Genomic DNA, 15,469 nt, shown 5'->3' on the forward strand with positions numbered 1-15,469 from the left:
ATTCAGTCCTTAAATAATTTTTCTAAGATTTTAACTTTGTCATTATTTGGGAAATCAGATTTTATTTTATTTACTAAATTACTTACAAATGGCTTGGCACCGTTTCGTATCTTTTGTATAGCATCTTCCCAAGCTTCAAATCCTGTTCTATTATTCAGAGTACTTCCATTTACACCTCCAGATCTAATCCATAGGTTGTTTTCCTCTGGTCCAGATGGATATAGGTCTTGTGCTAGCAATGTAAGAGCTTCCCATTTGTAATCAGATGTATAAAATCCAATTTCAAATTTACTCCAAAATGGTAATAGGTCTTTACAAGGTGTCAAAATAGTCTTAGCGTTTGGTGACGAGGTTTTATATTTTCTAAAAGCTAAACTAGCAGCCTCTTTCCAGTTTCTATCTTGAATTAGCTGTCCAACAGTTATCATATTAGAATTAGGCTGTCGCCTTGTGTTATCAATCCAACGATTTAGCCATATTAAGAAATTAGGTTCAGAGAGAGATGTAACACGTTTAAATATTTCGAGTATTGTTTTGGTAGTATCTAGATCAGCTTGTCTTATTTTTTCAGTTATATTGGGTACTTTAGAAACTGCTTTGTCTAATTCGTCATCTAAGTCTATAAAGTCTTGATTTAATGCACGTTCATACCATCCTAAAGCAGTTTGACTTAAGTAGTTTTCACGAACATCATTATCAAGTAAACTCCAAATACTTGAACGTTTGGGAAACTCACACAAGTCTGAAATAGGGGTCACTGATAGCAAACGTAAAAGCTCTATATGACTGGATTTACTTAAAGTCACGTACTCATCCAACAAAGAAAACAAAATTTCTTGTGGTTTTTGTGGAGCACTCCAAGCATGTGGATTTATGAGTAATACTTCATTCCAAATAGACAAAGAATGTTTTGAAGAGAAACTAATTTCTCTAAGTATTGACGGATCTTCGACTGCATTAGCAACTGTGATTTTGGTAACACGTTGATCATTTATGGATAAACATGCTGATAATAGTTCTGAAGGAACCGCTTTATTAGCGATGACTTCTAAACCTTTTATTAATGATCCATCTTTATCAACTAATAATTGTTTCGAAAAGGCTTCATATGTTGAATAGCACAGCGCTAAGACTAGTCCATGTAGCTGAAGCAAATTGTTGTTCGCAAAAAACGGAAGCATCAGCTCTTCTGTTTCTTTAAATATTTTATCTGGTGCATTATGCTTGAGCAGGTTCTCAATCGGAGGAGTTATCTTTATAAGGCTTAGAAGTTGCTCCGTTGTTCCAAAATCAAGATTTAACCATCTCCAAATAGCCGTATATATTAACGAAGTCTGGCTATTAAACGTTTGAATAAAACCAGTTTGAATAGATTGTCTCCAACCGTCTACAGCTTTTCCCTTGTCAAAAGAGTTACTAATCATCTTTATCATTGAAACATCGTCTTTACTAGCAAAATCACAACCTTTCAATTTAAGCTCAACGGCATCCCAAATTATTTTTAAAGAGTTAAAGCCTTGGCCAGAGATATTTCTGAGTTTTAGTATCTCTTCGATATTAATTTTAAAGATCGAACTTTCTAGTTGAATAACTAACTGCTCTTTTTTGACGCTACCTTTAACACTATCGGGAGAGAGCTGCTCAAGGAGCCTTATTAAGGATAAGCAGTTATCAAATTCTGGTTCTAAAATACTTCTTAGATACACATCATAAGCTTGAACCACAAGCTCTAGCATCGAAGGTTCTACCAAGTCAATACCAAAGTTTATACAAAAGTCATTATGTTCCTCATACCTATTAAGAAAAGCTTCAGCAACTTTTGATACAGGCTCTGATTTTTGAGCTTTACCAATAATCTTGAAATCACTATTCCAACGAGAGACTAATGACTCAGGAACACAAACTAAACTGGGTAAGTTAGGCTCAATACAGTCTCTAGGACTTAAGCTTAGACGAAAAGAGAAGTCCTTACGCATACTCGGCCATAACTTCTGCCATACTGATGCTATCAATTCCTCAAAACCTAAGAAACCAACATGAATAATGGGTCCCACATTTTTACTTACTAATAATTCTACAGCATCGTTACTCAAAACTATGTTAGGTTCAGTTGAATCGTTTGTTAAGTTTAAATTGACACATTCATCGCAAAAACCATTATTATTGATGAGTGTATCTGGAAGCAGCTTCAAAAGCTGATTGAGATCATTAAGACGTTGTATTTGATTAATAGGAACTGCCAGAGCATATGAAGCTACCATCCCTGAACGTGAAGCGTTTGCATCTAAAAAAGTTTTAGCAACAATATATTTATCTTCTAATGCAAAACCTGAAATGTAGGGAGAGAAATTTACGCTAGAGGGGAGAGAGTCAGGCAAATCTAACCACTGAGAGGCCTTTTTAAATAGATTTTCGTTTGAACTAAAGTTGCGTAGGCCATGACCATGACCAACCTGACCAAATACTGCTTTATCCACATTCATAATGGAGTCTCTATATTCATAGTTAATCAATCAAATACTGAATGGGTCGAGTTATATCTGAATCATTACTTCCATCAGGTAAAACGACATAACCAAATTTTTCTGGACCAGCGCTACTATATTCACTATCTTCATCTGCCATATCTAAACTTTGCCCAAGTGCTGAAAGTCCCATTATTAAAGGATCACTCCAATGTGAATGAATAAATTCAGATAGCATGGGAAGCTGATCATTCAATAGCTTACAAGGAAGGACATCAGTTTCTAATTCGTCCCAGCAACTGATTAAGAAGCATACTTTTGGGGTCGTACTGGAATAAGAAGATGAGCTTTTGTGTATATAAAGCAGTATTTGTAACAGCTCGACTAAACGTGACTGATCAGAAAGCTCTGATGTATTAGTGATATCATTTTTATCTTTAGGTTCGGTTTCAGAGGGTTTAGAGAGTATATCTTCAGGTAATCGATATTGATTAGGCCGAATCATAAATATCCAAGATGAGCTTTTAGCTACACGGTTATACCATTCGTTTGGGATATCACGAGACGTAGATATATTTAATATTTGTTCACCACCGTAGTCAGGCCAAATTAATTCTTTACTGTAACCAGAAAGGCCTACTATTGGCCATATACTCTCAATATAAGTCGATACTGGCGTATGGCCTGCTGCAAGTCCTTCGTTTAACAAATCTATCGTTTCTGCAAATGGTTCAACGTTAACAGGCGTACCGTCCATAGACAGTTGACCCAAGTTCTGCTGCAAACTCATAAGAACTTTTGCACCATAGTGAGTCTTTCCTACACCAGACTCACCGATTATTAATATCGAGTCATTATCGTTTTTCACATTAGATTCCTACATCCAAACATAAAGAAAGGATCTTGTCCTGTATATTGTAGTTCTGGTAATTTTACTTTAAGAGATTCTTGTTCTACAACCCAGCTTAGCAGCTCTAAAAGGCCACTCTCTGGCGTCTCATTTCCAGAATTTGGAAGCACTTGAATTTGGAATTCGCAAGCCTCTGGTATGACAGAGTATGTACTGTCCCTGATACTCTTGACCATAATTTCATCTTTTCCTATGTCCCCTTTAGTCCAAACAAATGCTATAGGTCGTCCATTAAGTTCTCCACCTAGTCTCTGAACTAAACGTTTAAACTCTGATCTAGCACGACCTTTATTTTTTCCAGACAACGCATCTCTGTCAGCCATAAGAAGGAACATATCAGCGTTCTTAGCTAACCAACGAGCGCCTTCAGCTTCTGTAGACTCCGAATTTAAAGCCCATTTCCCAAACCACTCACCTGGAGCATCAGCAAATAGATATTCTTGAGCATTGCCTGTAGCTTGATTCTGAAATGTTATGTGTAACAATCCAGGCGAGCGTCGGGAGCTACTGGGCGTATGAGATGGAAAACAAGGGGGCTGCCCAGGTTCCCATCTAAGACCGTCTGAGATAGACTCCCAACCTGCTAAGGAATATGATCCTGCAAAACGTCTTTGTATTTTAGTAGAAAGTCCTTTGGAAATTAATAAATACCATGCTGCCAATAGCGAAGTCTTACCTGCGTTTTCAGCTCCAATAATACCGACAACTATAGGTTTGGAGCATCCACTAATAAATTCAACATCAGTTAATCCTAAAGCCAAACCCGTCCACGGAAGACGAACTTCACCTTCTTTATTAATAACCTCTTCTTTTTCTGGATCAGAATCGGAAGACCAATAGTCACAGTCAGATAAATTTAATTCGCCAAAAGAACACCCAACATCAGGTGCGTTACATCCATCTTTAGAACAGCTACTCATCAACATCAACTCCTTGTAGCACTGCTCTTGTAGCCTGTAACTCTCTAAATATCCAAGAAGCCCAATCAGAATTTGACAATTGAGTGTCTGACTCAAGACCTATTAAATCCCGAAAACCTTCCGCATTAGGGCTTGAAGAACGAGAACTGTGTCTTAACAATGGTAATAAAAGACCATGCCCTTGATCTTTTTTTAGAACTTCATCGAGATACTTACTAAAAGAGTTAGTGTATTCTGATTGTTGTATCTCTTTGATCAATTCAGCTAACTCTATTTGTTCTTTACTTTCATCCATTGAAAGAGACCACACTGATTCATACAAAAAAGCCGTAACACTTGCAGGTGAGCAAGTTGGAACTTGATTAAAAATATCAAACGCCATCATCACAGAAGCAACAATAGATGGCATTTGCCGATAGCTACTAAAAGCACTTGGAGAATAAAAAGACTCTTTCCACCAGATTAAACTGGTTCGTCTTTGTAATCCTATAGTTGCGCCACTCACTGAACCCAGGGCTGCATCAATATGAGTAGCTACAGCAGTGGATAGCTCTTTTAGTGGTTTTGAGAAATCAACCTGAACTTCTGAAAAGGCAGTATCTACAACATCAGCAATGGCTTTAGTTATAAGAGGGGTAAACTTATGCACCCATTGTTCACCACTATTTGACCAAACATTATTTCCGCTTGTTGCTTCTGCTTCTGGGTTATTAGGACCACTGGCCTTTTCTATTCCACTTAGAAGAGAGTCACGATCTAGCGTCACATCTTTAGAAGATAATTTAACAGATTTTGAAGGAGTATAAGAGAACTCCTCAACAGTGATGCTTTCAGGAGCAGCCCACTCTGCTTCAGCTTGATAGTTTAGTTCTTGTTCAATGTTTATAATCAGTTTAGGCCATACATTATCTTCATTACCAACACCTACAAGACTTAGAACATTCCGAGCAATGGATACAAATGCAATAGCCACTTGCTGGTTTTTTTCTGCCTCATTAACTAGTGCTTGAAGCAATAGTGCGCGAACAACCTGAATTGGAACATCAGAGAATGTATTGAAATACGTTGTCCAGTTATCTTCAAGTACAGAAAGAACCTCTTTTACAACAGGACTATCTTTAGAGGATTGTGGATTCAGCGCAACTAAGATGTATGATAAAACCTTTGATGGGGTTTGCTCTAAAATATTGCCTAATTCAGTCGATGTAGATATTAGCTTTTCAAGCTTTTCATCGCTGCCGCCAAGGTCAACAAGTCCCTGTTTTAAAAATAATACTAAAACTTCTGTAGACACTAAAACCTCCTTCAAAATTAATCTTAAATTACCTACAGAACAGCCTAATCTCAAGCCATTCTGTAAATAGATCTAATTATACAATCTTTGTCGTGTTTTTGCATTGATCTTCAGGAGAGCCAAAGCCTGTACAGCCCCAGAACTTACCAAACTTGCCTTCTCGAATACTCATCGGACGCCCACACTTATTGCATATCTTAATTGAATGTTCGCAAGAAGGGTTGCTACATTTGCTTTCATGTTTTTGATCAAATGAGGGTGAACCACATTTCTTACAGACTCGTGCTATACCGACAGAGCAACCTTTATCAGAGCTACATTTATAATACTCGTTATATTGTCCTTTAGCTAAGCGTAGATAGCCACTCTGACAATTTATGCATTTGTATAAGGCTCTATGATGTTCTTGAAAGGTCTCAGAGAACACATTGATACCGTATTTAGGTGATAGTAACTCAACAATAAACTCTGAGGGTGCTGTAGCACTGGCAATAAGGTAGCACTTCTTTTTAGCGCGAGTGATGCCAACATAAAGCAAGCGTCGTTCCTCAGAATAGGGATAGGAGTCTACTGTAGGCAGCAGTGCCTCAGGAATAGCATCTTCACGATTCTCATTGGGGAAGCCCATATTTCCTTGAGACAAGCCAATTAAAATACCATAGTCCACCTCTAGGCCTTTAGATTTATGAAAGCTCCAAAACTTAATATTTTTTAACTTGTCCTTTTTTAAAAATTCAGAGGACTCTTTTAACAGGTAGTTATAGCGAGCAATAATAGCTATTGTTCCCTCAGAGTCTTCTTCTCTAATTTTACGGACAATCTCAGAGATACGTTGGTATAGCCCATCCTCCTCATCCGACTTGTCATCTAATAAATAAACTTGTGATTCGTTAACGACATCATGAGTCTCAATAAGCTTTTGGTACTGCTCAGGGTTTTCCATGATGAATGTGCCCGCAGTATCAGCGATACTATTGTTGTAGCGAAAGCTTTTTTGCAGCATGGTTAGCGTATGCGAACCGACCAGCTCATCAAATCTAGTAGTAAGCGCAAGCTTACCTCCATTGAATCGATAAATAGATTGCCAGTCATCACCAACTACTGTTAATGATGGATTCGGGCCTTTATCAATAATACTGTCAACAAAGTGCATTCGAGAAGTGGATATATCCTGAAACTCATCAACAAGGATATACTTCCATTTCGGTAGGTATTGCCCGTTATTTATCACATCAATCGCACGAATGATCATGTCATCAAAGTCAATTGAATTAGAAGCTTTTAGCTCTTCTACATAGGCATTGTGCAAGTCAGCTAGAATGCGTGTTTTTTTATCCGCTTGTGATATCTTCGAATTATTCAATGTTTTTAATATTGCGCTTTCATCAAGTCTCTCAAACCTTATAATTTTCAAGGCTTTGATAAGCATTTTGCTCCAACTAGCAACTTGCTTATTCTCCCTCAGGTTTAAAAGCAGTTCTGCTAAAGTCTGCTCAAGCGCATTCTTATCAGGGACAATGCCAACAGCAGCTAATTGCTTTTCAAGTCGATTCTCAAGCTCTCCTTCAATCCAATCATAATGAAACGTTTCTACTAAAGTGGTTTTAAGCTCACGATGTAGATTGCGTTTGCTTCTCATAGAGTCGTTATAAGCTACTTTATCAATGTCTGGACGAGTATTACCTTGTCTATCAATGCCAAAGTGCTCGATATAGATGGTGGAGTCTAATATATGAAAGTCGGGTCGATAGTCAAAGCCGATATCAATTCGGCGCTTACTGACGTAGGGCGCTTCATATTTATAGGGTATTCTATGAAGCGCCAACCAGTTAGCAATTAACAGCTCTTGATAACCCTTAACGAGTTCACCTCGAAGCGTTCTAAATTCATTGTCTCTAACGTGCTGCTCGTATTCTTTTTGAGTATTGAAATTAAAAGGATTGACGGGTTCTGGGAATAAAGAGATAAAATCAACAAACCTTTTTGGGTTCTCTGATAAATACTCTATTAACCATTCTGTGACCCATGTACCAAACGCCATGCTATCTTCGGTAAACAGACTCATATAAGTTGAGATACCAGCCTCTTTTATGATTTGTCTACCTAGTGCATGGAACGTTGATATTTGAGGTGGAGCCGTCAAACTGATACCAGAGTTTTTAGCTTTATCAGCGAGACGCTCTTGTAGCTCTTTAGCAGCCGCTTTATTGTAGGCTAGGATTAAAATCTCGGTGGGATGAGCTAAGCCTCTATCTATCAGATCAAGCGCTTTCGCTACCATGACCGAGGTTTTGCCTGTACCAGCAGCTGCGAGTACCATATTCTTATCATTGGATCTGAGCACACCCAGTCTCTGCTCAAGGGTTAAGGGGTTTGATTCAACACTATCAAAAAAAGATTGTCTTTGCTCTAAGTGAATCTCTTCATGATATACCCCTAAAGATTTCTGCTTGATAGGCGTAAGATCATGTATTTTATTAATTTCACTGTATAGACTGTCATTATCAAAGTAATCCCAAGATACTCCAGCCTTTGTATATATTGCTACCAACTCATCCGCTATATGTCTAATTCTGTCTGCTTTAGAGTCTCTTGGATAATTCGTCACCACTTGAAGATTAAAATCTTCGACTAATCCTACAACGTAAGGTTCTAGCTCATGAGCAATTTTTTTATTGATGGCATCGACAAACGCTACTGCATCTGCTTTTGATAAAAATTTAAACTCATCGAAAGAATGGCCACTATGAATAAATAAGGTTGACCCAAAGAACCCGTTTTCAACATAAGCAAATCGTTTGGTTTCAGAAAAATTGAATAGCGCTCTTGAGCCTTTTCTAGAGTCTAAGGTTATGCCTTCTTCTGTCAGGGTAATGGCGCTGTTTCCAAAAAATCTACCAAAAGAGTTAAATTTTAACTGCCTAGTAATAATAGCTGCCACTTTTTCTCTCGTATTTATAGTTGAAATTTAATTTTATTTTTATGAAACTTACCTTCATTATTGAACAGCTCCTTTAATGGCGCTGATAACTTTAAGATGGCAGTGACTCATTTTAATGATGTATGGAGCAAGAAATATAAGTGTGTCGTCAAGTCTTAACGACCTAAACTAAGAAAGCTTGATGTCTTTCTATGATTATTCTAAGTGACTACACTTATTTAAACTATAGACCAACTTTTGAGTTTAAAAAACACTGTTATGATAATTCTAACCAACTAAGCCTAGCGACTTAACGTACATGAACTGCCTCCGAAATAACTGAGGAGTTCAGTATGCATCTAAATAGCTAATATAATAATTGGCTTACTAACTTTTCAGCAGCTACAGTAATGATATTAACAGCTTCTCTTACTTCTTCTTTAGTTGTCATTCTACCGACACATATCCTAAAAGAATGTTCTGCCTCATCTCTAGGAACATTGATCGCTTGCATAAGTGGAGAATAATCAAGATTCATACCATCACACGCTGATCCAAGTGAGAAAGCTAAATATGGTTGTACATTATTGAGGAGCTGAATGCTATTAACACCATCAATTGCTAAATACAAATTGCCAGGATGTCTATTCTTAAGGCTACCATGAACAGTAATAGAAAAAACTTTTCTTAGCTCGCTCAATAAATAATCTCTTAACTCTTCAATACGTTTCGCTTCCATATCTTTATTTTCACTCAGCTCTTTTGCAGCTTCAGCGAATCCAATGACGAGAGGTACAGGAAGAGTACCAGCACGCAAACCATTTTGTTGACTGCCGCCTGATATAATAGGCAAAAATCCAGCCTGATTTAAATGTTTTGAGAAAAGCAGCCCTAGACCTGAAGGACCATATATTTTATGCGCTGAAAGCGTCAAATAATCGATATCCAGGTCGTGGCAGCTAATATCAAGGTAGGCCGCTTGTGACGCATCAACATGCACTACAGCTTCAAAGCTTTGACAAAGCTGGACTAATTGATGAATAGGCTGATTGGTCCCGATAACACCATTAGTCATGCAGCAAGAAACCCATAGCACACTATTGTTATTTAACTTATTCTGCAAATCTTCTAAGTCAATGATGCCCTCAGCTGTAATGCCCACATAAATCAAACGCAAATTGTGCTTTGCTGCTGCTATCTCTAATGGGTTTAATACGGACTTATGCTCAAGATGACTTGTTAAAATAGTATCAGCATTGGGATTTATTAGCTTCGCTAGCGCAATTCCTGAGCAAATAGCTAAATTGTTTGCTTCAGTCGCACCCGAAGTAAATAATAAATCTTCTTCCATACAATCATATATATCTGCAAAACTTTTTAAAGCATCATCTATCAGCTGCTGTTTTGACCAGCCGAAATAATGATTAATTGAATGCGGATTCCCTGGCTGTTGCCATAAATCGTTCATAGCTTGGACAACTCTAAGACTACAAGGAGTATGTGAATTATAGTCTAAGTATATATTTTTAATCATATTTTCACTTATGAATGACTTATCTTAATAAGATAATATTTATAAAAAACTAAGTATAATCATACCACATATATGTTAGAATTCTATCATTGGAACTACTTCCCAAAAGCGATTTATATATAATTAGATGGTTGATGATAAAATATGCGTTATTTCTCTTCTTTGATTGATAATATTAAACCCACTCTTTCAGGTCATGACACTTTTCCTCTACGTTATGGGTGGATGAAGAAAACTTATGATCAAATTAATGCTCAACCAGAGATTGCAAACGTCTTTTCTCAAGATACGGCTATTGCAGATTTTGGTGTGGGTAAGAATATGCTTAATGCTATGAAGTTTTGGTCTACACATACCATGATGATTGTCAAAGACAATAATCGTTATATCAACACTGATGGTAGCTATACAACAACGAATTTTTCTATTTTCGATGAAGATAGCATTAATTCTACTAACTATCTTAATGACTTTTATAATGCTGAAAACTTTTTTAGTGATGAAGGTCTAGACCCGTTTTTAGAGTCTCCTTCAACCATTTGGCTATTGCATCTTGCCTTAGTTACGAATCCTAACTTAGTAACCTATTACTGGTTTTTTAACATCAACACAAAGTCTGAGCTTACTCGAGAGGATTTTGCACGACTGTTAAAAGATTTTCTGCAAGATCATAACTTAAAAATTCCTTCTAGCTCTACACTAAAGCGCGATATTGAATGCTTTATTCAAAACTATACTGCAAAACGTCGAAAATCAAATGAAGACTTTGAAAGTACGTTAGAGGGGCCTCTAGTGGAACTTGGCCTTATAACTAGAGTTAATAAATATAACATTCGAGCTTTAAGAGGTGAGAAAAACTCTTTAACGTTATCTGTATTCATCTACGCACTAATTAATTTTTGGCGTGTGCATAACTTTTCTGCCGATACACTGTCTTTGGAGTCTTGTACTTATGATGAGTGCTCACCTGGACGTGTGTTTATGTTGGATGAAGAAGCAATCATCGGATATGCAGAGCAATTACAAGACTCTGGCTATTCATTATCATGGACACAATCAGCAGGTATAAAACAGTTTCAGATTATTGATAGTGATCTACAGAGTGTCTTTAATCAATGCGTAAAGAAAATGGAGCAAGATGATTACAGCCGCTAAATCAGACTAAGTACTGATAGTACCGTCTACCTATTGTCTACAGAGACTTAAATAATTATGAATATAAATAATAATCCAGCATCTTATCTTATTGATTTTATCGAGCGTAAAGAGTATTTTCAGCGCTCTATTAATATCACCTACGATAATAACGATAGTGAAGCAATTGAAAACTTTTATTGCCCGATGTCATATGAGCAAGTCATCATTAGAATGATCGATCATATTAATCAGTCAGGTCAAGCTGCATTTACTTGGACAGGACCTTACGGATCAGGCAAATCGAGTCTAGCTATATTTTTACAAGCTCTCGTCAACAACGATAAGAAAATTGCAAAATCTGCTGCCGCAAAATTAAGTAAAAAGAACAAGAGCGTTATTACTAAGTATTTCAATGCTAAGAAACTGCAATGGAAGGTCTTAAACCTCGTTGGGCAAGCTAAAGCACCTGAGCAAATCTTCAAAGAAGCGCTAGGCTTAGATAATAATGCAAGTTCTGATGATATCATCGAAACGCTATCTACTTATGCCCCTGAAGGACAACGATTATTGATCTTTGTTGATGAATTAGGCAAAGTATTTGATGGAGCTGCTAAAAGTAGTCGACCTGAGGATATCTATTTTTTACAACAGTTAGCTGAATTTACCAATCGCAGTCAAGGTAATATACTCTTGATTGGTATTTTGCATCAATCGTTTATGGCTTATGCACGTCAGGCGACTACAAAAACACATAATGAATGGCTAAAAATACAAGGTAGGTTTGTTGATTGTGCTGTGACTCTATCGGTTGATGAGCAGATCCATCTTATTAGTCAAGTTATCAAAATAAAAATTAGTAATTTAGATGATTTAAACGAGCTTCACCAAGATGGTGATTTGTTGGAACAAGTTGAAGCAGTAGTTGCTAATATTGCATCTAGTCGCAAGACTGATACGGAGAAATTCACGCAGCTACTCCTTGATGTATTTCCATTACATCCTTTGGTTGCTGTTTTATTATGTCAATTATCTAAAAAGAATTTTGGGCAAAATCAGCGTAGTATTTTTTCTTTTCTCATGTCTGCTGAACCTAACGGCTTTGGATACTATTTAAGAAATACTTCTTTAAAATACTTTTCTTTATTTTCTCCAATACAGTTCTGGGATTACTTAGATAGCAATCTAAACAGTACCATTCAAGCATCTGAATATGGAAAGCAATGGTTGTTGTCGCAGATGGCAGTGAACCGTTATGAAGAACTTGATGATGAAATGGCTGTAAAACTGGTTAAGATAGTCTCTCTTATCAGTATATTTGCTGATGATACAGGGATTCGTGCTGATGAGGCACTATTAAAATCTGTACTAAACATTGATGATGAAAAGCTAAGTGATTTACTCAAAACATTAGAAACAGCATCTGTAATTTTTTATCGTAAGTTTACTCAATCTTATTCACTAAGCGAGGGCAGTGACTTCAACTTAAGTGAGGCTGTTACGCTCCAGCTGCAAGATTTAGATTCGTTGTCCTTTGAAGACTTAGAACAGTTCGAGCCTATTGTAGCCAAAGCTCATTATCAATTAACAGGAAGTCTGCGTTGGATGGAAGTTAAGCTACTTCCAGTATCAGATAGCATAGAAAAAACGCTTCTAAAAATGCAAGCAGATGTAGATGCATCTCTTGTTGGCTATTATTGTCTTTTGATACCAAAAAACGATAGTGAGATGGCATCAGCAATCACGCTGTGCAATAAGGTATCAAGCTCAGATGATTTAAATAACATTGTGATTTCTGTTTTAGATAGTCATGTCACGATTATTGATATGTTAAAAGATAAAATAGCGCTTAGTAATATTTTAAAAAATGAAGAGCGTTTGTTGAATGATAAGATTGCTCGTCAAGAGGCAGAAGGTCGTTTAGTAGAAACCGAAGATGCTCTTAACAGATTGCTTGAGAAGAGTTTGAATACTTCTAAATGGTACAGCACACACTTAGAAAAACCTGAAAGCCAGCTAAATAGATTTAAGCTTTCAGCCTTAGCCTCGACTATCGCAGATAAGCAAGTTACTGAAAATTTTACCTGCAACAATGAGCTAATTAATCGTAATAAACCATCGCCTAGTGCTAAGGGAGCTATTCGTGAACTCTTAAAGCGAATGATAGAGAACAGCGATGAGGTGAATTTTGGTATAGAGAAGTACCCACCAGAGAAAGGCATTTATGACTCTATCTTATTAAAAAATGGTCTTCACAAAGCAGATGATGATGGTAACTATTTTATCTCTCGACCTAGCGATGACAAACTAAGCGCTATTTGGAAACGTGCAGATGAAGTGATAACAGCAAGTCAAGGTGAGCTAGTTACTGCGAATGAAATCTACGAAGCTTGGAGCCAATCTCCTTATGGTCTTAAGTCTGGACTGCATGAAGTTCTCTATATTGCTTATATATTATCGCGCCATAACGACTTAGCAAACTACATTAACGGTGAGTACAAACCTACAGTTCAATATCTTTTAGCAGAGTACCTTATCAAAGCGCCTGATAGTGTTGGAATTAGAGAAGTATCTTTTTTAGAAGGTAAGCAAAGTTGGATTCATGTGTTAAAGGATGAGCTAGAAATTAAATTTAGTTCGCGTTTTAAATTGCCTATCGAAGATGAACCGCTTCCAATTGCTCAGGCATTAATAAGTGTTTTTGTCAATATGCATCCCTGGATTCAGCGCACAAATAGACTAGAGCCTAAAACTAAGCAATTACGTAATATTTTGAAGCAAGCTAATGATCCAAACCAGTTACTCTTTGATGACTTGCCAAAGTTTTTTAATGCAAATGATGATGATGAACGAAAAGTATCTAAAATTATCGAAGGTTTAGAAGAGTTAGATATTACATATCCTACCCTTGTTCAAGATGTTAATGCTAAATTGCTTAACTACCTTATGATTAAGGCAGATGAAACAAACCCTTATATAGAGATAAATCAGCGTGCAGCGCTGTTATTTGGACGCTCAGGAGACTATTTGTTAGATTCCTTCATAGCACGTCTAGTTAAGTACGACGGCTCTATGAACGACTCAGAGAGCCTAATTAGCTTATTAGCTGGTAACAAACCTGCAAACAAATGGATTGATCAAGATATTACTAAAGCTTTACAACAGATTGCCTCTTACTGTTTTCAATTTTTAGAAGCTGAAGTCAATTCTGATATAGAGGTAAGTCCTAATAGAAGAAAAGTTAGTGTTATTACTAAATCTCCTAATAAGACAATGAGTACCATTGAAGAGGCGCACATAACCTCTTCAAATGCTGAACCTGTTCAAGTAAGTGCTCTTAGGTTTCTATCAGATTTAGGGGATAAAAGTTTTAGCAGAAATGATCAGATTGCTGTGATTGCTGAAATGCTTGAAGCGCTTACGATTGATGTAGAGCAAAAGGAAGCATAAATGAATAAGATTAAACATGTTCTTGGCGTATCTGGTGGCAAAGATAGTGCGGCTCTTGCTATTTATATGCGTGATAACTACCCAGAGCTTGAAATTGAATATTTCTTTACCGATACGGGCAAAGAATTAGAAGAAGTTTATGATTATTTATCTTATTTAGAAGGTTATCTTGGGAAACCTGTGCAGCGCATAAACCCAGACCGTGATTTTGATTTCTGGCTCACGCAACATAACGACTATCTACCGTCACCACAAGCACGCTGGTGTACGATTAAGATGAAGTTAAAGCCATTTCAGGATTGGGTACAAAACTTTTTAGATGAAGGTTATAAAGTTTACTCTTATGTGGCTATTCGAGCGGATGAACCATATCGTACTGGGTACAACTCTAATGATGAAAATTTAATCGTAAAGCTACCCTTTCGTGATGACGGTGTAGATAGATCGGGGGTCATGGATATTTTAGAAAACTCAGGCGTAGGTCTGCCAGCTTACTATAAATGGAGAACACGTAGCGGCTGCACTTTTTGCTTTTTCCAACGTAAAATAGAATGGGTTGGTCTCTTAGAGAATCATCCTGAAGAGTTTCAAAAAGCGATGAATTATGAAAAAAAGGCGATGGCTAATCAATCCCCATTTACATGGTCTGAACGTGAATCCTTAGAAGAACTGAGTCGTCCTGAGCGCATTGCAGAAATTAAAGCTGATCATGAGAAGCGATTGATAAAAATGAAAAAGCGGATTAAAGTGAATCCGCTTAGACCAGATGGAGAACCAGAGTTAGATATGGATGATGTTTATGGACAGGGCAAAATATGTGTGATGTGCCATAAATAATAGTG

Annotated in this window: 9 protein-coding genes; 3 read left to right on the plus strand and 6 right to left on the minus strand. The window is 37.0% G+C overall.

All coding sequences use genetic code 11. The annotated features are described in order from the left end of the window. Positions 1-2: 2 nt before the first annotated feature. The 6 genes from ACR63T_RS13420 to ACR63T_RS13445 all read right to left on the minus strand — a co-directional run bounded on the left by ACR63T_RS13420 (position 3) and on the right by ACR63T_RS13445 (position 9,977). The gene (locus ACR63T_RS13420; RefSeq protein ID WP_472784302.1) at positions 3-2,483 is read right to left on the minus strand and encodes a GAP1-N1 domain-containing protein; all 2,481 of its coding nucleotides are present in this window, start codon (positions 2,481-2,483) and stop codon (positions 3-5) included. Positions 2,484-2,505: 22 nt separating this feature from the next. After that, positions 2,506-3,333, minus strand: coding sequence for a TRAFAC clade GTPase domain-containing protein (locus tag ACR63T_RS13425; RefSeq protein WP_472784303.1), 828 nt, complete (start codon positions 3,331-3,333; stop codon positions 2,506-2,508). Further along, on the minus strand, positions 3,330-4,295 hold the full coding sequence (locus tag ACR63T_RS13430) for a TRAFAC clade GTPase domain-containing protein (protein WP_472784304.1): 966 nt from the start codon (positions 4,293-4,295) through the stop codon (positions 3,330-3,332). The genes ACR63T_RS13425 and ACR63T_RS13430 overlap by 4 nt, the downstream gene beginning before the upstream one ends. Continuing rightward, a complete protein-coding gene (locus tag ACR63T_RS13435) occupies positions 4,288-5,589 on the minus strand; it encodes a GTPase-associated system all-helical protein GASH (RefSeq protein ID WP_472784305.1) in 1,302 nt (433 codons plus the stop codon). The genes ACR63T_RS13430 and ACR63T_RS13435 overlap by 8 nt, the downstream gene beginning before the upstream one ends. Positions 5,590-5,665: 76 nt before the next feature. Continuing rightward, a complete protein-coding gene (locus ACR63T_RS13440; RefSeq protein ID WP_472784306.1) occupies positions 5,666-8,530 on the minus strand; it encodes a UvrD-helicase domain-containing protein in 2,865 nt (954 codons plus the stop codon). Positions 8,531-8,876: 346 nt separating this feature from the next. Beyond that, on the minus strand, positions 8,877-9,977 hold the full coding sequence (locus tag ACR63T_RS13445; RefSeq protein WP_472784307.1) for a cysteine desulfurase family protein: 1,101 nt from the start codon (positions 9,975-9,977) through the stop codon (positions 8,877-8,879). A gap of 210 nt (positions 9,978-10,187) precedes the next feature. On the opposite strand from ACR63T_RS13445, the gene ACR63T_RS13450 reads away from it, so the two are divergent. From ACR63T_RS13450 to ACR63T_RS13460, 3 genes are read left to right on the plus strand one after another with little or no spacing between them, the layout of a single operon-like run. Further along, positions 10,188-11,198 (plus strand): DUF4007 family protein, encoded by a 1,011-nt coding sequence (locus ACR63T_RS13450; protein WP_472784308.1) that lies wholly within the window; start codon positions 10,188-10,190, stop codon positions 11,196-11,198. Positions 11,199-11,255: 57 nt separating this feature from the next. Beyond that, positions 11,256-14,627 (plus strand): hypothetical protein, encoded by a 3,372-nt coding sequence (locus ACR63T_RS13455; RefSeq protein WP_472784309.1) that lies wholly within the window; start codon positions 11,256-11,258, stop codon positions 14,625-14,627. Further along, complete coding sequence (locus ACR63T_RS13460) at positions 14,628-15,464, plus strand: phosphoadenosine phosphosulfate reductase domain-containing protein (RefSeq protein ID WP_472784310.1); 837 nt, start codon at positions 14,628-14,630, stop codon at positions 15,462-15,464. Positions 15,465-15,469: the final 5 nt, after the last annotated feature.

The sequence above is a fragment of the Psychrobacter sp. M17(2026) genome (assembly GCF_055699815.1).